This window comes from Streptomyces sp. L500, assembly GCF_054551825.1.
Genome location: NZ_JBTOLC010000034.1, coordinates 12,805 through 31,067 on the forward strand (window position 1 = coordinate 12,805; position 18,263 = coordinate 31,067).

At 72.7% G+C, this 18,263-nt stretch carries 17 protein-coding genes; 10 read left to right on the forward strand and 7 right to left on the reverse strand.

The genetic code is table 11. From position 1 onward, the window contains the following. Positions 1 to 8 precede the first annotated feature (8 nt). The 5 genes from ACX9I7_RS24805 to ACX9I7_RS24825 are packed head-to-tail and all read left to right on the forward strand — an operon-like array spanning position 9 to position 6,486. Positions 9 to 1,310, forward strand: coding sequence for an activator-dependent family glycosyltransferase (locus ACX9I7_RS24805; protein ID WP_459388546.1), 1,302 nt, complete (start codon positions 9 to 11; stop codon positions 1,308 to 1,310). After that, entirely contained in the window at positions 1,307 to 2,602 is a 1,296-nt protein-coding gene (locus tag ACX9I7_RS24810; RefSeq protein ID WP_459388547.1) for an activator-dependent family glycosyltransferase, read from the forward strand. Before ACX9I7_RS24805 ends, ACX9I7_RS24810 begins: the two co-directional genes overlap by 4 nt. 20 nt (positions 2,603 to 2,622) lie before the next feature. Next, complete coding sequence (locus tag ACX9I7_RS24815) at positions 2,623 to 3,903, forward strand: activator-dependent family glycosyltransferase (protein ID WP_459388548.1); 1,281 nt, start codon at positions 2,623 to 2,625, stop codon at positions 3,901 to 3,903. A gap of 13 nt (positions 3,904 to 3,916) precedes the next feature. Further along, entirely contained in the window at positions 3,917 to 5,194 is a 1,278-nt protein-coding gene (locus ACX9I7_RS24820) for an activator-dependent family glycosyltransferase (RefSeq protein ID WP_459388549.1), read from the forward strand. A gap of 20 nt (positions 5,195 to 5,214) precedes the next feature. Next, a complete protein-coding gene (locus tag ACX9I7_RS24825) occupies positions 5,215 to 6,486 on the forward strand; it encodes an activator-dependent family glycosyltransferase (RefSeq protein WP_459388550.1) in 1,272 nt (423 codons plus the stop codon). Positions 6,487 to 6,662: 176 nt separating this feature from the next. Here the strand turns inward: ACX9I7_RS24825 and ACX9I7_RS24830 are convergent, their stop codons facing one another. Then, positions 6,663 to 7,364 carry a YqeB family protein gene (locus ACX9I7_RS24830; protein WP_459388551.1) on the reverse strand — a complete coding sequence of 234 codons (702 nt, stop codon included), beginning with the start codon at positions 7,362 to 7,364 and terminating at the stop codon, positions 6,663 to 6,665. A gap of 72 nt (positions 7,365 to 7,436) precedes the next feature. Further along, entirely contained in the window at positions 7,437 to 8,594 is a 1,158-nt protein-coding gene (locus ACX9I7_RS24835) for a sensor histidine kinase (protein WP_459388552.1), read from the reverse strand. Between the two features lie 363 nt (positions 8,595 to 8,957). On the opposite strand from ACX9I7_RS24835, the gene ACX9I7_RS24840 reads away from it, so the two are divergent. Genes ACX9I7_RS24840 through sbnB form a run of 3 tightly spaced genes read left to right on the forward strand, consistent with a single transcriptional unit; the run spans position 8,958 to position 12,525 of the window. Next, complete coding sequence (locus ACX9I7_RS24840; protein WP_459388568.1) at positions 8,958 to 10,466, forward strand: 4-hydroxyphenylacetate 3-hydroxylase family protein; 1,509 nt, start codon at positions 8,958 to 8,960, stop codon at positions 10,464 to 10,466. 11 nt (positions 10,467 to 10,477) lie between these two features. Further along, positions 10,478 to 11,527, forward strand: coding sequence for a 2,3-diaminopropionate biosynthesis protein SbnA (gene sbnA / locus ACX9I7_RS24845; protein ID WP_387573321.1), 1,050 nt, complete (start codon positions 10,478 to 10,480; stop codon positions 11,525 to 11,527). Then, on the forward strand, positions 11,521 to 12,525 hold the full coding sequence (gene sbnB / locus ACX9I7_RS24850) for a 2,3-diaminopropionate biosynthesis protein SbnB (RefSeq protein ID WP_387573318.1): 1,005 nt from the start codon (positions 11,521 to 11,523) through the stop codon (positions 12,523 to 12,525). Before sbnA ends, sbnB begins: the two co-directional genes overlap by 7 nt. Before the next feature lie 66 nt (positions 12,526 to 12,591). Here the strand turns inward: sbnB and ACX9I7_RS24855 are convergent, their stop codons facing one another. From ACX9I7_RS24855 to ACX9I7_RS24875, 5 genes are all read right to left on the reverse strand, one after another. Then, complete coding sequence (locus ACX9I7_RS24855) at positions 12,592 to 13,584, reverse strand: Gfo/Idh/MocA family protein (RefSeq protein ID WP_387573315.1); 993 nt, start codon at positions 13,582 to 13,584, stop codon at positions 12,592 to 12,594. A 68-nt stretch (positions 13,585 to 13,652) separates the two neighbouring features. Next, positions 13,653 to 14,252 (reverse strand): dTDP-4-dehydrorhamnose 3,5-epimerase family protein, encoded by a 600-nt coding sequence (locus ACX9I7_RS24860; protein ID WP_189456189.1) that lies wholly within the window; start codon positions 14,250 to 14,252, stop codon positions 13,653 to 13,655. Between the two features lie 105 nt (positions 14,253 to 14,357). Further along, the gene (locus tag ACX9I7_RS24865; protein ID WP_459388553.1) at positions 14,358 to 15,734 is read right to left on the reverse strand and encodes an NDP-hexose 2,3-dehydratase family protein; all 1,377 of its coding nucleotides are present in this window, start codon (positions 15,732 to 15,734) and stop codon (positions 14,358 to 14,360) included. 5 nt (positions 15,735 to 15,739) lie between these two features. Then, on the reverse strand, positions 15,740 to 16,849 hold the full coding sequence (locus ACX9I7_RS24870; RefSeq protein WP_459388554.1) for a DegT/DnrJ/EryC1/StrS family aminotransferase: 1,110 nt from the start codon (positions 16,847 to 16,849) through the stop codon (positions 15,740 to 15,742). 42 nt (positions 16,850 to 16,891) lie between these two features. Next, positions 16,892 to 17,422, reverse strand: a complete 531-nt coding sequence (locus tag ACX9I7_RS24875) for a GNAT family N-acetyltransferase (RefSeq protein ID WP_189456099.1) — start codon at positions 17,420 to 17,422, stop codon at positions 16,892 to 16,894. Positions 17,423 to 17,686: 264 nt separating this feature from the next. Between ACX9I7_RS24875 and ACX9I7_RS24880 the strand changes: the two genes are divergently transcribed. Further along, entirely contained in the window at positions 17,687 to 18,010 is a 324-nt protein-coding gene (locus ACX9I7_RS24880; RefSeq protein WP_387573300.1) for a hypothetical protein, read from the forward strand. 6 nt (positions 18,011 to 18,016) lie between these two features. Continuing rightward, positions 18,017 to 18,238 carry an MbtH family protein gene (locus ACX9I7_RS24885; RefSeq protein ID WP_459388555.1) on the forward strand — a complete coding sequence of 74 codons (222 nt, stop codon included), beginning with the start codon at positions 18,017 to 18,019 and terminating at the stop codon, positions 18,236 to 18,238. Positions 18,239 to 18,263 lie beyond the last annotated feature (25 nt).

The window sequence follows — 18,263 nt, forward strand, 5'->3', positions numbered from 1 at the left end:
GGGACACCATGCGAATACTGTTCACCGCCTATCCGGAGCGGACGCACTTCCTCCTGATGGCTCCGCTGGCCTGGGCCCTGCGCACCGCCGGCCACGAGGTCCGCTTCGCGAGCCAGCCGAAGTTCACCGAGGAGATCACCCGGGCCGGGCTCACCGCCGTCCCCGTCGGCCGCGACCGCGACCTCTGGCAGCTCCTCGCCCGCGATCCGAGCTGGCTCGGCGAGACCGAGCGCGGCGGCATGCCCCTGCCCTACGACGTGGCCGACCGCCCCCACGACGAGATCACCTGGGAGTACCTCAGCCAGGGCTACGCGACCCAGGTCGAGCGCTGGCACAAGACCAGCAACGTCCCCATGGTCGGCGACCTGGTGGAGTTCGCCCGGCAGTGGCGGCCCGACCTGGTCATCTGGGAGCCGCTCACCTACGCCGGGGCCATCGCCGCCGAGGCCGTGGGCGCCGCCCACGCCCGCCTCCTCTTCGGCATCGACATGTACGGCGTGGCCCGCGAGCACTTCCTCCGCCTCAAGGCGGAGCGCCCCGAGGCGGAGCGCGTGGACCCCATGGCCGACTGGCTGGGCGCCTACGCGCGCAAGTACGGCACGGAGTTCCGCGAGGAGCTGGTCACCGGGCAGTTCACCGTCGACCTGGTGCCCGAGTGCCTCCAGCGCCGCGCCGCCGGCCTCACGTACGTCCCCCTGCGCTGCACGCCCTACGGCGGCCCCGCCGTGGTCCCCCCGTGGCTGCGCGCCCGCCCGGAGCGGCCGCGCGTCGCCCTCACGCTGGGGCTGAGCACGACCGGGCACGGGGGCGAGTACAACGTCGGTGTGCAGGACATCCTCGACGCCGTCGCGGACCTCGACATCGAACTCGTCGCCACCATCGCCGAGTCCGAGCAGCACAAGCTCACCCGCGTGCCCACCAACACCCGGGTGGAGTCCTTCCTCCCGCTGGACGCGCTCGCCGCCACTTGCGACGCCGTCATCCACCACGCCGGCTTCGGCACCCTCGCCACCACCGCGCTGCGCGGACTGCCCCAGCTGACGCTGCCCTGGGACAACGACGGCCCGGCCCTGGCCGAGGGCGTCGTCGCCACCGGCGCCGGCCTGATGATGAACCCCAAGCGGGCGACCGGCCGGGACGTACGGGAGGGCCTGCTGCGGCTGCTGTCCGAACCGGGCTTCCGGGCGGGCGCGGCGGAGCTGCGGACGCGGATGCTCGCCCAGCCCGCCCCGAACGACCTGGTGCCCGTCCTGGAACGGCTCGTGGCCGAGCACCGCGACGGTTCCACAGCGGCGAAGGGCCGGGGGTGAGCCCGTTGCGCGTCCTCCTCGTCGCCAACCCCGAGAAGGCCCACGTCCTGCCGATGTTCCCGCTGGCCTGGGCGCTGCGCACCGCCGGCCACGACGTGCGGGTGGCCTGCACGCCCTGGTTCGCGGACGTCGTCACCCAGGCGGGGCTCACCGCCGTCCCCGTCGGCCGGGACTACGACCTGTGGAAGCTGCTCGACCGCAGCATGCACACCCTCCCCGACTGGTCCTACCGCCCGGAGTACGGCCTGCCCGCGCCCTACGACGCGGCCCACGAACCGGACCGGGCCACGTGGGAGCACCTGACCGAGGGGTACGAGCGGATCGTCTCGCTCTGGCACAAGCCCGCGAGCTTCCCGATGATCGCCGACCTCGTGCGCTTCGCCCGGCAGTGGGGGCCCGACCTGATCCTCTGGGAGCCGCTGGCCATGGCGGGCCCCATCGCCGCCGAGGCGTGCGGCGCCGCGCACGGCCGGCTGCTGTGGAGCGTCGACGTGTTCGGTGCGACCCGCCGGCGGTTCCTGCGGCTCAAGGAGCAGCGACCGGAGGGCGAGCGCGTCGACCCCCTCGCCGACTGGCTGGGCGGCTACGCGCGCATGTACGGCGGCGAGTTCAGCGAGTCCATGGTCACGGGCCGGTTCACCGTCGACCAGCTCCCGGCGTCGCTCGCGACGGACGGCCTCCCCGGCCGGCTGCCCCTGCGGTTCGTGCCCTACGGCGGCCCGGCCGTGCTGCCCAAGTGGCTGTGGACCCGGCCCGAACGGCCCCGGGTGGCGCTGACGATGGGGCTCAGCTCGACGGACCACGACGCGGGTTACGCGATCGACGTGCAGGGCGTCCTGGACGCGCTGGACGGCCTCGACGTCGAGATCGTCGCGACGGTCGCGGACGCCGAGCGCCACAAGCTCGCGCGGGTGCCGGCCAACGCCCGGCTGGTGCCCTACGTGCCGCTGCACGACCTGGCCCGCACCTGCGACCTGGCCATCCACCACGGCGGGTTCGGGACGTTCCTCACCTTCGCCCGCCACCCCGTCCCCCAGCTGCTGCTGCCGTGGGACTTCGACGGGCCGGTCCTGGGCCGCCGGGCCGCCGAGCAGGGCGGCTCGCTCGCGATCCGGGCCGACGAGGCCACCGCGGAGTCTGTCCGCGCGGCCGTGCTGCGGCTGCTGACCGAGCCCGCCTTCAAGGAGCGGGCGACGGCGCTGCGGAACGAGATTGACGCGACGCCGAGCCCGAACGAGCTCGTCCCCCGTCTGGAGGAGCTCACGGCCGCCCACCGCTCCACCACCCGCTGAACCACCCGTGAGGTAGCCCCATGCGCGTCCTGTTCGCGACCAGCCCGCACAAGAGCGTCTTCCAGTACATGGTGCCGATGGCCTGGGCGCTGCGCACCGCCGGCCACGAGGTGCGCTTCGCGAGCCGGCACGCGCTCACGGAGACGATCACCCAGGCCGGGCTGACGGCCGTGCCCGTCGGCCGGCGCGGCAATCCGTTCCGGCTGCTCGACATGGTCGACCCGCAGGTGATCGCCGACGCGCGGGTGGGGCTGCCCACGCCGTGGGACGTGACCGAGGACCCGGCGCGGGCGACCTGGGCGGGGCTGCTCGACGGGTACCGCCTGGCCGTCGGGTCGTTGCGCGAGGACAACTTCCCCGTGATCGGCGACCTGGTGGCGTACGCCCGGCACTGGCGGCCGGATCTCGTGATCTGGGAGCCGTTCTGCTACGCCGGGCCCATCGCCGCCGAGGCCGTGGGCGCCGCCCACGCCCGCCTGCTCTTCGGCGTCGACGTCTTCGGCGTCGCCCGCGAGCACTTCCTCCGCCTCAAGGAGCGGCGGCCGGAGGACGGGCGCGAAGACCCCCTCGCCGAGTGGCTCGGCGGCTACGCGCGCAAGCACGGCGGCGCCTACCGCGAGTCCATGGCCACCGGGCACTTCACCATCGACCAGTTCCCCGCGAGCCTCCAGGCCGAGGCGCCCGGACTCGCCTACGAGCGCGCCCAGTTCATCCCCTACGGCGGCCCGGCCGTCGTACCGGACTGGCTGCGCCGGGCGCCGGAACGGCCGCGCGTCGCCATCACCATGGGCCTGAGCGCCACCGACGTCTACAGCGGCTACACCGTCGACACCCAGGACGTCCTCGACTCGCTCGCCGACCTCGACATCGAGGTCGTGGCGACCATCGCCGACGAGGAGAAGGCCAAGCTCCGGCGGATCCCGGACAACGCCCGGCTCGTGCCCTACGTCCCCCTCCACGCCCTCGCCCCCACCTGCGACGTCGTCGTCCACCACGCGGGCGCCGCCACGCTCGCGACCGTCGCCCGGCACCCGGTCCCGCACCTGTCCCTGCACTACCACTGGGACCAGCCGATCCTCGCCCGGAAGCTCGCCGAGCACGGCGCGGGACTGGAGCTCCACACCGGCCAGGCCACCGGCCGGGCCGTCCGCGAGCACGTCGTCCGGCTGCTGACCGAGCCGTCCTTCCGCGAGCGGGCGGCGGCGCTGCGCGACGAGACCCTCGCCCTGCCCACCCCCAACCAGCTCGTCCCCCGCCTCGAAGAACTCACCGCACGGCACCGCCGCGCCACCACCGTCTGATCAGAGGGACACCATGCGCATTCTCTTCACCGCCATCCCCGAAAAGACGATCTTCATGGGGATGGTGCCGCTGGCCTGGGCGCTGCGGAACGCCGGTCACGACGTCCGCGTGGCGAGCCAGCCCTCGTTCGCCGGGACGATCACCCAGGCCGGGCTGACGGCCGTGCCCGTCGGCCGGGACAGCGACCTCTTCCGCACCGCGCGGATGGAGCCCGAGGCGCTGGAGGAGGCCCGCGCGGGCCTCCACTCGCCGTGGGACGTGACCGAGGACCCCGCGAGGGCCACGTGGGACCACATGTACGCCGGGTACTACGACATGGTCGAGAAGGGCCACAAGCCGGAGAACTTCCCGATGATCGCCGGACTGGTGGAGTACGCCCGGTACTGGAAGCCCGACCTGGTGATCTGGAACCCGCTCACCCTCGCCGGGCCCATCGCCGCCGAGGCCGTCGGCGCCGCCCACGCCCGCCTGCTCTTCGGCATCGACGTCTTCGGCGTCGCCCGCGAGCACTTCCTCCGCCTCAAGGAGCAGCGGCCGGAGGGGGAGCGCGAAGACCCCCTCGCGGACTGGCTGGGCGGCTACGCGCGCAAGCACGGCGGCGAGTTCACCGAGTCCATGACCACCGGGCACTTCACCATCGACCAGTTCCCGGCCAGCCTCCAGACCGAAGCCCCCGGACTCCACTACGAGCGCACGCAGTTCATCCCCTACGGCGGCCCTGCCGAGACGCCGAAGTGGCTGCGGCGGAAGCCGGAGCGCCCCCGCGTCGGCATCACCATGGGCCTGAGCGCCACCGAACTCTTCAACGGCTACGCGCACAGCACCCAGGACCTGCTGGACGCCCTGGCCGACCTGGACGCCGACATCGTCGCCACCATCGCCGACGACGAGAAGGCCAAGCTGAAGCGGATCCCCGACAACACGCGCCTCGTGCCCTACGTGCCCCTCCACGCCCTCGCCCCCACCTGCGACGCGGTCATCCACCACGCGGGCGCCGGCACCCTGGCCACCGTCAGCCGCTACGGCGTGCCCCAGCTGTCGGTGCCCCACCACTTCGACGAGCCGCTGTTCGCCCGCAGGCTCGCCGAGCAGGGCACCGGGCTGGCGCTGGCGCCCCGGGACGCAGGCGGCGAGAACATCCGCGCGCACGTCCTGCGCCTGCTCACCGAGCCGTCCTTCCGCGAGCGCGCCGCCGCCCTCCGCGACGAGATCCACGCCCTGCCCTCCCCCAACGAGCTCGTCCCCCGCGTCGAGGAGCTCACGGCCGCACACCGCTCCACCACCCGCTGAACCACCCGTGAGGTAGACCCATGCGCGTCCTGTTCACCTGCTATCCCGAGCGCACCCACTTCCTGCTCATGGCCCCGCTGGCCTGGGCGCTGCGCACCGCCGGCCACGACGTCCGGGTGGCGTGCCAGCCCAAGATGACGGCGGCCATCAACCAGGCGGGGCTCACGGCGGTGCCCGTCGGCAGCGACCGGGACCTGTGGCAGATCATCGGCCGCCGCCCCGGCCGGCCCGGCGCGCGGAAGCAGCCGGGCCTGTCCGAGCCGTACGACGCCGTGGAGCGCCGGCCCGAGGACATCACCCTCGCGTACCTGCGCGAGGGCTACCGGCTGCAGACCGACAGCTGGCACAAGATGACCAACGTCCCGCTGACGGGCGCCCTCGTCGAGTACGCCCGGCACTGGAAGCCCGACCTGGTGCTGTGGGAGCCCCTCACCTTCGCCGGGGCGATCGCGGCGCGGGCCGTCGGCGCGGCCCACGGCCGGATGCTGATCGGCGCGGACGTCTACGGCGTCGCCCGCCGCCACTTCGTCCGGCTCGCCGCCGGGCGGCCGGGCGGCGAGGGGAGCGACCCGCTCGGCGAGTGGCTGGGCGGCTACGCCCGCCGGTACGGCGGGGAGTTCACGGAGGAGCTGGTCACCGGGCAGTTCGGCCTCGACCTGCTGCCGCCGTCCCTGCAGGTCCACGCGCCCGGCCTCGACTACCGGTCGCTGCGCTTCACCCCGTACGGGGGCCCGGCGGTCGTGCCGAAGTGGCTGTGGGAGCGCCCCGAGCGGCCCCGGGTGGCCCTGACGCTGGGGCTCACGGTCACCGACCACGCCATCGGCTACGCGATCGACGTGCAGGAGATCCTGGACTCGGTCGCCGACCTGGACATCGAGCTGGTCGCGACGATCAGCGACGAGGCCCGACAGAAGCTGAAGCGGGTCCCGGACAACGCCCGGCTGGTGCCCTACGTGCCGATGCAGGCGCTGCTGCTCACCTGCTCGGCGATCATCCACCACGCCGGAGTGGGCACCCTCAACACCGCCGCGTTCTACGGCGTTCCGCAGCTGACCGTGCCCTGGGACGTCGACCAGCCGCTGCTGTCGGACCGCCTGGCCGCGCAGGGGGCGGGGCTCACCACCCACTCGACGCGGGCCACCGGGGCGATCGTCCGGGAGAGCCTGCTGCGGCTGCTCGGCGAGCCGTCCTTCCGCGAGCGCGCCGCCGCGCTGCGGGACGAGATGCTCGCCGTGCCGAGCGCCAACGACACCGTTCCCTTCCTGGAGGAACGGGCGGCCGCCGCCCGGTGAGCGCGACGCGCGAACGCCCGTACGGGCCGGGCGGGCTGGCCACGGTGCCCCGTGAGGGGCGCGGGGAACTGCGCGACAAGCCACGACGCGCCCGCGGAGGGCGTGCCGTGGCACGTCGACCGCAGGCCGTCGGGGCCGATCGCGCAGTTCCCCGCGCCCCTCACGGGGCACAGGCCCTAGCGGAGCGTCCGCCAGTACTGGCGCTTGTCCTGGTCGCGCACGACGACGCCGACACGGGCCAGCTCCGTCTTCAGCTCGGCGGCCTCCATCTTCGCGCCGGGCTTCCGCAGCGCCTCCGCGCGGGCCTTCAGCAGGGTGTTGGCGCGCTCGGCCAGCTCGGGGACCTCGGCTATCCACAGCCGGAAGTCCTGCTTGTACGGGTCCTCGTCCGCCCAGGCGTAGCCGTGGGCGGCGAAGGCGGCGGCGAGGCGCGCCCGGTCCTGGTCGCAGTCCTCCCGGGCGAGCTCCTCGGTGCCGGGGCCGAGGAGGACGAGCTGCTTGCCGTCCCGGAAGGCCAGGGCGATGTCGGCGCCCGCGACGACGCTCGGCTCGCCCTTGCGGATGAGCTCCACCCGGTCGTCGTGGACGGCGACGGACAGCTCGCTGAACTTCACGGCCACGCCCGCGACGAGGCCGACGAGGCCGCCCAGGGCGATCGCCCCGATCGTCAGGCCCGGCTCGGGGATCGCGGTGACGAGCTTGGCCGGGCCCTGCAGCGGCGCCCAGGGCAGGGTCACCAGCCACTTCGCGACCGCCTTGACCAGCCAGCCGAGGCCGGCGCCGATCAGGGCGAAGACGACGCAGACGAGTACCTGGCCCCAGACCGGCTCGGCGACCACGGTGGGCCCGGCCTGCTGCGGATACCGCTTCTCGGACATGGGGGGATCACTCCAACCGCTCGAACAACTCTGACTAGGGGGTGGTGGCGGCCATCGGGGCGCGGGGCGCCGTCACGGCCAGGGCAGACGGGCCGTGATCTGCCAGCCGCCGCTGCCGTCCGGCCCGTACTCCAGGCGACCGCCGGCCAGCGCGACGCGCTCGGCGAGTCCGGCCAGGCCCTGGCCGGGCGGCGCGGCGGGCACCGGCGCGGGGTCGCGCGGCTGCCGGGGCCCCGGCGCGGCGTTGGTCACCGCGACCGTCAGCCCCTCGCCGGCCTTTCCGCTCACCTGGACGCTGACGGCCGCGCCGTGGGCGTGCTTGCGGGCGTTGGTCAGCGCCTCCTGGACGACCCGGTAGGCGGTGCGGCCGATCGTCTCCGGCGCGGCCTCCGGGACCTCCTCCAGCAGCTTCACCCGCATCCCGGCCCGCCCGGACTCGGCGACGAGCCGGTGGACGTCGGCGAGGGTGGGCTGCGGGGGGCCGTCCACCGGGGCGCGCAGCACGCCGAGCACCTCGCGGAGGTCCTGGAGCGCCTGGTGGGCGCTCTGCCGGATGACGCCCGCCGCGCGGGCGACCTCCTCCGGGGACGCGTCGGTGCGGTACTCCAGGGCACCCGCGTGGAGGCTCAGCAGGGAGAGCCGGTGGCCGAGGACGTCGTGCATCTCGCGGGCCACCGCCTCGCGGGTCCGCATCTGGGCCTGTTCCGCGCGCAGTTCGGCCTCGGCGACCATCCGGTCGCGCAACTGCCTGCGGTGGGAGACGAACAGGCCCCAGCTGACCGCGCTGGCCTGCACGATCATGCCGAAGACCAGGTACTGGAACCCGGACAGCAGCGGGTCGGGCCGGAAGAAGACGTCCGCGACCACGGGCACCAGACCCGCCAGATAAACCAGCGCGGTCGTCCGGGATTTCCTCTGGACGGCCACGCTGAACAGCGCGACGAGCATCGCGCCCGCGACCATCTCGAAAAACACCGAAAGGACGATCAATACCAGCGCGAGATGCACCGGCCAGCGGCGGCGCAGCCACAACAGACCGCAGCCGACCGCGCCGGCTATCTGCTCGGCCTTGAACATCGCGTCCGGTGCGGAATCCGGCCCGCCGTGCAGCCTGCTCTTCGCGATCGCCATTCCGTAGGCCACCGCGAGGAGAAAGAAGACGGTGTCCACGGTCCATTCCCGTGGGCCGCGCCGGGGGGCGGCCTCGGCCGCGCTCGAAGCATCTGACACGGTCCGGACTTTACCGCCCGGAACCCTTCCCGAAAGGGGTCTGGGCCAGGGACGATACCTTGGTAGGGCCGATCGGGGCCGCGAACGATACCTCGGTAGGACCGCCCCGGACTTCCGTAGCCGGCGGCGCCCCGGGGACGGCGCCGGACGGCCCCTCGCCGTCCCGCCGGCGGGACGGCGGCCCCACCGCCGGGAATTCCCCGGCGCGGACCGTACGCAATTCCCTCGCCGAATCGCCCTCCCCGCATTGTCCACGGCCTCGCGCCGCCCGTTTCCCGCAATCGCCGAAAACGCATCGACCAGGCTGACCGCAGAATTCCCCGAGAGAAGGCCGAGTTGACGACAGCGAACGACGTCCGCCCCATGACCGGGGAGGAGTACCTGGATTCCCTGCGCGACGGACGGGAGGTCTGGTTCCGCGGCGAGCGCGTCCGGGACGTCACCACCCACCCCGCCTTCCGCAACAGCGCCCGGTCCGTCGCCCAGCTCTACGACGCCCTCCACGACCCCGAGGCCGAGGGCACGCTGAGCGTCCCCACCGACACCGGCAACGGCGGCTTCACCCACCCGTTCTTCAAGACCGCCCGGACCTCCGAGGACCTCGTCACCGCGCGCGACGCGATCGTCTCCTGGCAGCGGCTGGTGTACGGCTGGATGGGCCGCACCCCCGACTACAAGGCCGCGTTCTTCGGCACCCTCGACGCCAACGCCGACTTCTACGGCCCGTACGCCGACAACGCGCGCGCCTGGTACAAGCGGGCGCAGGAACGGGTCCTGTACTTCAACCACGCGATCGTCCACCCGCCCGTGGACCGCGACCGGCCGGCCGACCGGACCGCGGACGTGTGCGTGCACGTCGAGGAGGAGACCGACGCCGGGCTGATCGTCTCGGGCGCCAAGGTCGTGGCCACCAACTCCGCGATCACCAACGCCAATCTCATCGCCCACATGGGACTGCCGCTGCGCGACAAGCGCTTCGGCGCCGTCTTCACCGTGCCCATGGGCACCCCGGGCCTCAAGCTGATCTGCCGCACCTCCTACGAGATGCAGGCGGCGGTCCTGGGCAGCCCCTTCGACTACCCGCTGTCGAGCCGACTGGACGAGAACGACTCCATCATGGTCTTCGACCGGGTGCTGGTCCCCTGGGAGAACGTCCTCATGTACGACGCGAGCGCGGCCAACGCGTTCGCCACCCGGTCCGGCTTCCTGGAGCGCTTCACCTTCCACGGCTGCACCCGCCTCGCGGTCAAGCTCGACTTCATCGCCGGCTGTCTGCTCAAGGCGGTCGAGACGACCGGCACCTCCGGCTTCCGGGGCGTCCAGGCGCAGATCGGCGAGGTCCTCAACTGGCGCGACATGTTCTGGGGCCTGTCGGACGCCATGGCCAAGTCGCCCACCGACTGGCACGGCGGCTCCGTGCAGCCCAACCTCGACTACGGCCTGGCCTACCGCACCTTCATGGGCATCGGCTACCCGCGCGTCCGCGAGATCGTCCAGCAGACCGTCGGCAGCGGCCTGATCTACCTCAACTCCCACTCCAGCGACTGGAAGAACCCCGAGGTCCGCCCCTACCTGGACCGCTATCTGCGCGGCTCGCGCGGCATCCAGGCCATCGACCGGGTGAAGCTCCTCAAACTGCTCTGGGACGCCACCGGCACCGAGTTCGCCGGCCGCCACGAGCTGTACGAGCGGAACTACGGCGGCGACCACGAGGGCATCCGCGTGCAGACCCTCCTCAGCTACCAGGCACGCGGCAAGGCCGACGCCCTCAAGGGCTTCGCGGACCGCTGCATGTCCGAGTACGACCTCGACGGCTGGACCCGGCCCGACCTGTTCGGCCCCGGCGACCTGCCGCCGGCCGACCACCGCTGAAGGGGGAGGCGATGGCCGCGGACCGCCCCAAGGGCATCCTGTCGACCGTCGGGGACACCCCGCTCGTCGAACTGGAACGGATCGCGCCCCACCACGACTTCCGCGTCCACGCGAAGATCGAACGGTTCAACCCCGGCGGCAGCATCAAGGACCGGTCCGCGCTCGGCATGCTGCTGGAACGGATCCGCTCCGGCGCGCTCGTGCCGGGCACGTCCACGGTCGTCGAGTCCAGCTCCGGCAACCTCGCCATCGGGCTCGCCCAGATCTGCTGCTACTACGGGCTGCGGTTCATCTGCGTCGTCGACGCCCGCACCACCGAGCAGAACCTCGCGATCCTGCGCGCCTACCGGGCCGAGGTGGAGATCGTCACCGAACCCGACCCCGCCACCGGCGAATACCTCCCGGCCCGGCTGCGCCGCGTCGCCGAGCTCGCCGCGACGGTGCCCCACGCCTACGTGCCCGACCAGTACGCCAACCCGCGCAACCCCCGGACGCACCGCGAGACGACCATGCGGGAGATCGACCGGGCCATGGGCGGCGACGTCGACTACCTGTTCGTCGCCGCGGGCACCACGGGCACCCTGGGCGGCTGCGCCGCCTACATCCGCGAGCGCGGCATGGCCACCACGGTCGTGGCGGTCGACGCGGTGGGCAGCGTGCTGTTCGACTCGCCGGTGTCCTGCCCCCGGCTGATCCCCGGGCACGGCGCCTCCGTGGCCCCGGCCCTGCTGGACCGGACGGCCGCGGACCGGGTCGTGCACATCAGCGACCTGGAGTCGGTGGCCGGCTGCCGGCGGCTGGTGCGGCGCGAGGCGATCCTCGCCGGGGGCTCCTCCGGGGCCGTCGTCGCCGCGCTCGGCAAGCTCGCGCCGGAGATCCCGGCCGGCGCCTCCTGCGTCCTGATCCTGCCCGACGGCGGCGACCGCTACCTCGACACCGTCTACTCCGACGCCTGGGTGCGCCGCCACTTCGGCGACATCGACCTCGACACCGTCATCGACCCCGATTTCGAACCCGACCCCGACCCCGATCTCGACACTAAGGAGACCGTCCCTTGCTGATCATCGGCCACCAGGCGGCGCAGGACGTCCTGCGGGACCAGGAGCAGCGGATTCTCACGCTCGTGGAGGACACCTACCGGCTCCACGACGAGGGCGACACCGCCCTGCCGCACTCGGTGTTCCTGCGCTTCCCCGACGACGCCCGCAACCGCGTCATCGGCCTGCCCGGCTACGTCGGCGGCGCCGACCCGGTCGCCGGGATGAAGTGGATCGCGAGCTTCCCCGGCAACGTGGCGGCCGGGAAGGAGCGGGCCAGCGCCACCGTCGTGCTCAACTCCACGGCCGACGGGCGCCCCGAGGCGCTGCTGGAGGCGTCGGCGATCTCGGCCAAGCGCACCGCGGCCTCCGCCGCCGTCGCGGCGGGCCTGCTGGTGACGGACGCGGAGCCCCGGGGGATGTCCCTCGTCGGCTGCGGGCCGATCAACCGCGAGGTGCTGCGCTTCACCGCGGCCCGGCTGCCCTCGCTGCGCGAGGTCGTCGTCTTCGACCTGGACCGCGCGCGGGCCGCCGGCTTCGCCGACGCCGCCCGGGAGATGCTGCCGGGGGTCTCCTTCACCGTCGCGGAGCGGATCGAGGACGCGATGGGCGCCCACCCGCTCGTCGCGCTCGCCACGACCGCCGCCACGCCGCACCTGGACCTGTCCGCGTGCCGGCCGGGGGCGACGGTGCTCCACGTGTCCCTGCGCGACCTGACCGTGGAAGCGATCCTCGGCGCGCAGAACGTCGTCGACGACGCCGACCACGTCTGCCGCGAGAACACCTCGCTCCACCTCGCCGAACAGGCCACCGGCGGGCGGGACTTCATCGCCGCGAGCGTCGGTGGGCTGCTGCGGGGCGCGCCGGGCTTCCGGCGGGACCCCGCCGCGATCGCCGTCTTCTCGCCCTTCGGCCTGGGCGTCCTGGACCTGGCCCTGGCCCGCTGGGTGCGGGACGAGGCGGACCGCCGGGGCCTGGGCGTCCGGGTCGAGGACTTCCTGCCCCGACTGCCCCGACCGTGACGGTCCCGGGGGCCGGGCGGACCGCGTTCGGTCCGCCCGGCCCCTTCGGCACGTCCCCGGGCCCGCTCAGACGTCCACCACGAGGGCGGCCCGGCGGATCTCCTCGATCAGCTCGGCCTGGCGCAGGCTGCCCTCCTGCTGCGGGGTGACGTCGCGCTCGCCGCGCACGGCGGCCGTGAACGTCGCGATCACATTGGCGAACTGGTGGTCGGCGGCCAGGGTGATCTCCTCCGCGTGGTCCTGCCGTTCGACGCGGAGCACGGGCCGGTGGGTCTCGGGCGGGGTGAAGGCCCGGTCCAGCAGCATCCGGCCGGTGGCGCCGGAGAGCGCGTAGGTGTTGCGGTAGGAGTGCTCCATGCCGAAGGTCAGCCGGGCCGGGATCCCCTCGGGCGTGGCGAGCAGCACGCTGCCAGACATCACCACGTCGTGCTCCCGGTCTCGCCGGAACACCGCGCCGACGACCCGCAGGTCGCCGCCGAGGAAGTACTGCGCGGCGCGCACGGGGTAGCCGCCGAAGTCCAGGAAGGCGCCGCCGCCCACGTCCCGCTGGTAGCGGATGTCGCCGGCGGGCTTCGGCGGGATGGTGAACGCGCTGGAGAAGCCGCGCAGTTCGCCGATGGCGCCGTCGTCCAGCGCGTTGCGCACCGCCGCGTGCTGCGAGTGGTAGAGGAACATGTAGTTCTCCAGCAGCACCAGCCCGCGCTCGCGCGCGTACGCCACGACCCGGCGCGTCTCCGCCGCCCCGGCCGTCAGCGGCTTCTCGACGAGGACGTGCTTGCCCGCCTCCAGCGACCGGGTGACCCACTCGGCGTGCATCAGTCCCGGCAGCGGGATGTAGACGGCGTCGAGGCCGTCGACGTCCAGGAGTGCGTCGTACCCCTCCAGGGGGACGCCGCCGAACCGGTCGGTGAATCGCCGCGCGGTGGCCGCGCCGCGGCTCGCGATCGCCGCGATCTCCACGGCCGGGTCGTCCTCCAGCGCCGGGAGGGTCCGCCGCCAGGCGATGTCCGCACAGCCCATGATCCCGATGCGCAGTCTGTCGCCGGTGCAGTTGAACATGTGGAAGAACTCCGATCGGCATGGGGCGGTAGAAACGGTGACCGGGCGGCGGGCCGGCCGGGCGGGGCTCAGCCCCGGGACGGGCCCTCGCGCAGCGCCGCGTAGTGGGCGAGGCACTCCTCGTAGGTGGGGAGCATCCCGCGGGCCACCGCCTCGCTCAGCGTGGGCGCCCCGGCGTCCTTGTCCGACATGACCGGCGGCTCGGTGAGGTTCCAGGGAATGCCGATGTCGGGGTCCAGCGGGTCGACCTCGATCATCGTGCCGGGGATGTACGGCTCGGAGCAGAGGTAGTTCATGCACGCGTCGTCGGTGAGGGTCAGGAAGGCGTGGCCGATCCCGTCGGCCAGGTAGACCGCCGTGCCGGACTCCTCGTCCTGGGGGGTCACGTCGTACTGCCCGAAGGTGGGCGAGCCCACCCGCAGGTCCACCGCGACGTCGAGGACCGCGCCGCGCACACAGGTGACCAGCTTGGCCTGGCCCGGCGGCAGCGCGGTGCTGTGGATGCCGCGCATGGTGTTGCGGCGGCTGGAGGAGTAGTTCGCCTGCCCGACGACGAACGGGTAGCCGATGATCTCCGAGAGGGTCTCCGAGCGGAACGCCTCGAAGAAGTGACCCCTGCGGTCCGGCAGTTTGCCGGGGACGATGCGGTAGGCCCCCGGGATGGACATCTCGGTGACATTCGCGGCTTCAAACATTTCCCACCAGCCTCGGAATTCTCAACGCGTACGGAGCACCCGCCGCCCGGCGCCGGGTCGCGGGCCCGGCGGGGCCGTTCAGCACAGGCTGTGGAGGCAGGTGAGCAGGGAGCGGGCCTCGATGTTGAGGTAGTGACCGTGGCGCAGCAGATCGGTCAGCTGCCGGGCGGTCATCCAGCACAGCTGCGGGGGCACGTCCACGGGGAAGCCCTCGTCCACCTCGACGATCTGGTAGCGCGTGAGCGCGTGGTGGAAGCGGCCGCCCTCCTCGGAGAGGACGTGGTCGTAGCGCGTCGTACCGCCGCCGGGCCGCAGCGCGTCGCGCAGGAAGGGCTCGCGCACGTCCTCGATCCCCCGGCCCGGGTGGAGGTGGACGGTCGGGGCCATCTCCACCTGGTCCAGCAGCCCGTACTCGGGCCGGGCCCGCACCAGCAGGTGGAGCACGCCGTCGATGGCCCGGGCGACGAACACCGCCCGGCCCTCGCCGCGCGGCTGGAGCAGCGGCTGCGTCCAGCGGGTGACCTCCCGGGTGCCGGCCGCGACCTCGACCGCGATGACGCGGAACTGCTCGCCCGCGCGGTCGGAGATCTCCCAGTCGTCCCGGCCCCAGCCGGCGACGTCGGCCATGGGCACGAGCCGGGCGTTCCAGTCGCACCGCGTCTTGGCCTCGGTGAACCAGCTGAGGATGCCGCCCGCCGTGCCGGGTCCGCGCCCGCGTTCCGGCTGGTGCCGGTACTGGTAGGAGCGGACGAGCGCGTCGCGGAAGGCGTCCCCGGTCGGGTCCTCGTCCTCGTCGGGCAGCCCGAAGGGCATGCAGGACAGCACGGTCCGGGCGTCCATGTTGAGCAGGTTGTCGACCGAGGTCAGCTCGCGGAGCTGGGCCAGGGTGAGCCAGCAGAAGTCCTCGTGGAGGGGCACGTCGCCGGTGGCGAGCACGACCATGTTGCGGTTGCGCTTGCGCCAGAACCAGGCGCCCTGCTCCGACTGGAGGACGTCGACCAGCACCTGGCCGCGCTCCGGCCCGGTGAAGTACTCCAGGTAGCGGGTGGTGTGACCCCGGTGCACTTGGGTGTAGTTGCTGCGGGTCGCCTGGACCGTGGGCGACAGCTGGAGCGTGTTGACGTTGCCCGGCTCCATCTTCGCCTGCATCAGGCAGTGGAGGACGCCGTCGAACTCCTTGACGACGATGCCCAGGATGCCGATCTCGGGCTGGTTGATGACCGGCTGCGACCAGACGTCCGTCCCGCCCTCCAGGACCCGCAGGCCCTCGACGGTGAAGAACCGGCCGCTCTCGTGCCCCAGGTTGCCCGTCCGTTCGTCGAACGCCCACGCGTCCAGGCCGGAGAAGGGGATGCGTTCCACCGAGAACCCGCCGGCCGCCAGGCGCCCGGCCCACCAGCCGTGGAACTCCTCGGTGGACATCAGTCCCCGGCCGCCGGCCGACCAGTCGCCCACCGCGCTCAGAGCCTTCCCGCCACGTCGAGCACCTTCTCGATGACCCGCTCCTGCTCCGCGTCGGACAGGGAGGCGTACATGGGCAGCGAGAAGATCTCCTTGGCGACCCGGCTGGTCACCGGCAGGTCGTCCGGGGCGTAGCCGAGGTGGGCGAAGCCCTCCTGCTCGTGCACCGGCCAGGGGTAGCTGATGTTCAGGTGGATGTCGTGGGCCTTGAGGGCCTCGATCAGCTCGTCGCGGCGCGGGTGGCGCACCACGTAGACGTAGTACACGTGGTCGTTGCCCGGCGCGAGCTTCGGCGTGACGATGCCGGTGCCCGCGAACGCCTCGGCGTAGCGGGCCGCGATGGCGCGGCGGCGCTCGATGTAGCCGTCGAGGCGGGTCAGCTTGCGGCGGAGGATCTCCGCCTGCACCTCGTCGAGCCGGCTGTTGTACCCCGGGGTCTCGACGACGTAGTAGCGGTCCTCCATGCCGTAGAAGCGCAGCCGGCGCAGCCGGGCGTCGACGGCCGGGTCGTCGCTGACCGTCGCGCCGCCGTCGCCGTAGGCGCCCAGCACCTTGGTCGGGTAGAAGGAGAACGCGGCGGCGTCGCCCATCGAGCCGGCGATCCGGCCGTGGTGCCGGGCGCCGTGGGCCTGCGCGCAGTCCTCCAGGACGACCAGGCCGTGCTCGGCGGCCAGCGCCTTCAGCGGGGCCATGTCGACGCACTGGCCGTAGAGGTGCACCGGCAGCAGGCAGCGGGTGCGCGGGGTGATGGCGGCGGCGACCTGGCCGACGTCCATCAGGTAGGTGTCGGGGTCGATGTCGACGAACACCGGGACGGCGCCCACGGCGTTGATCGCGATGACGGTGGGCGCGGCCGTGTTGGAGACCGTGATCACCTCGTCGCCCGGCCCGATCCCGAGGGCGCGCAGGCCGAGCACGATGGCGTTCGTGCCGTTGTCGACGCCGACGCAGTGCCCCACGCCGTTGTACGCGGCGAACTCCTCCTCGAACGAGCGGACGCTCTTGCCGAGCACCAGCTGGCCCGAGCCGAACACCGTGTCCACCGCGTCGAGAATGTCCGCGCGTTCCTTCTCGTACTCCGGCAAGTATCCCCATACGTGCTGGGTCATCGCGGCACCTCCAACTGGATTGCTGTCAGGACAGGAATGGGTTCAGACGATCTGCTCGAGGAGTTCCACACCGTGGGTGTTCCAGTCCGTACGGTGGACGGCGAGGACGTGGACGTCCCACAGCCGGCCGTGGAAATAGGTGTGGTCGGGCAGGACGGCCTCGGGCCGGAGGAGGGAGGCGTGCTCCGCGCCGAAGCCGATGCCGGTGGTGTCCGGCGAGGTCCGGTGAATGTACACCTTCCGTACCCGCCACATCGCGAAGGCGAAATTGACGGTCAGCGCGTGGACGTCGCCGCTGAACTCGCCCGCGTCACCGGCGAGATGGACCTCCAGGCGCATGTGGCCGGCCGGGGTGGGGGCCGAGAGCGTGCTCAGGCCGACGACCTCGCCGGTGTCCACGCGGTGGACGAGGAAGCAGGCCGAGAGGCCCTGCCCGAAGGTCTTCGCGTAGGAGTCCAGCACGGGCAGCCCGGCGGTGCCCAGCCGGAAGAGGATCCCATAGGCCGCCGCCGCGTCCCCGGCGCCCGCCGGCCGCAATTCGACACGACCGGTCCCGGTGTGCGGGAAAAGCATTGTCACCTGCCCCTTCGACTGTGGTGGCGCGCAGGCCGATTACCCGCCATGAATCCCTGAATTCGTACCCGCCCCGGAATGCCGGGGGCAATGCGGCGGGCGGAACGAGCGGCCCGGCGGTGTCTCGCCGGCGGGACGCCGGGAATGCGGCAACACCGTTTCCGGCGCCCGCCATTGCCCTCGCCGGAAACCGCTGACTACGGTCGGTCCCCACCACGGCGGACTGATTGCGCCGCCCTGTCCGAGGAGCGTTGGCGAAAAGTTATGCTGGACAATGAGACCGGAACCGGCGACAACCCGTCGATCGTCGAGGAATTCACCGAGGTGATCCGCCGCACGGCCGTCACCATCTGCGCGGAGCAGCCGGACGTCCCCGAGCCCAAGGAGCTGGGCGACCTCGACTCCTTCTCCATGGTGCAGGTCCTGCTCGACCTGGAGAACGAGCTCGGCATGAAGGTGCTGGAGGAGCTGGAAGGCTTCGACGGACGCACGTTCCACGAGGTCGCCGAGCACATCGCCGGGATCGCCGAACGCGACGGCACGACCGCCGAGTTCACGGCGACCGTCCGGCGCATCGTGAACGGCTAGCAGGCCATGGACGAGCCGAACAGCACCCCGGACCACCGCTACCGCGTGGTCCTCAACGACGAGGAACAGTACTCGATCTGGTGGGCCGACCGGCCGCTGCCGGACGGCTGGCGCGCGGAGGGGACCGAGGGCACCCGCCAGGAGTGCCTGGCGCGCGTCGACGCGGTGTGGACCGACATGCGCCCGCTGAGCCTGCGCCTCCGCATGGCGGAGGCGGCCGCCGGCTGAGCCGCCGCCGGTTCCTCCCCACCCG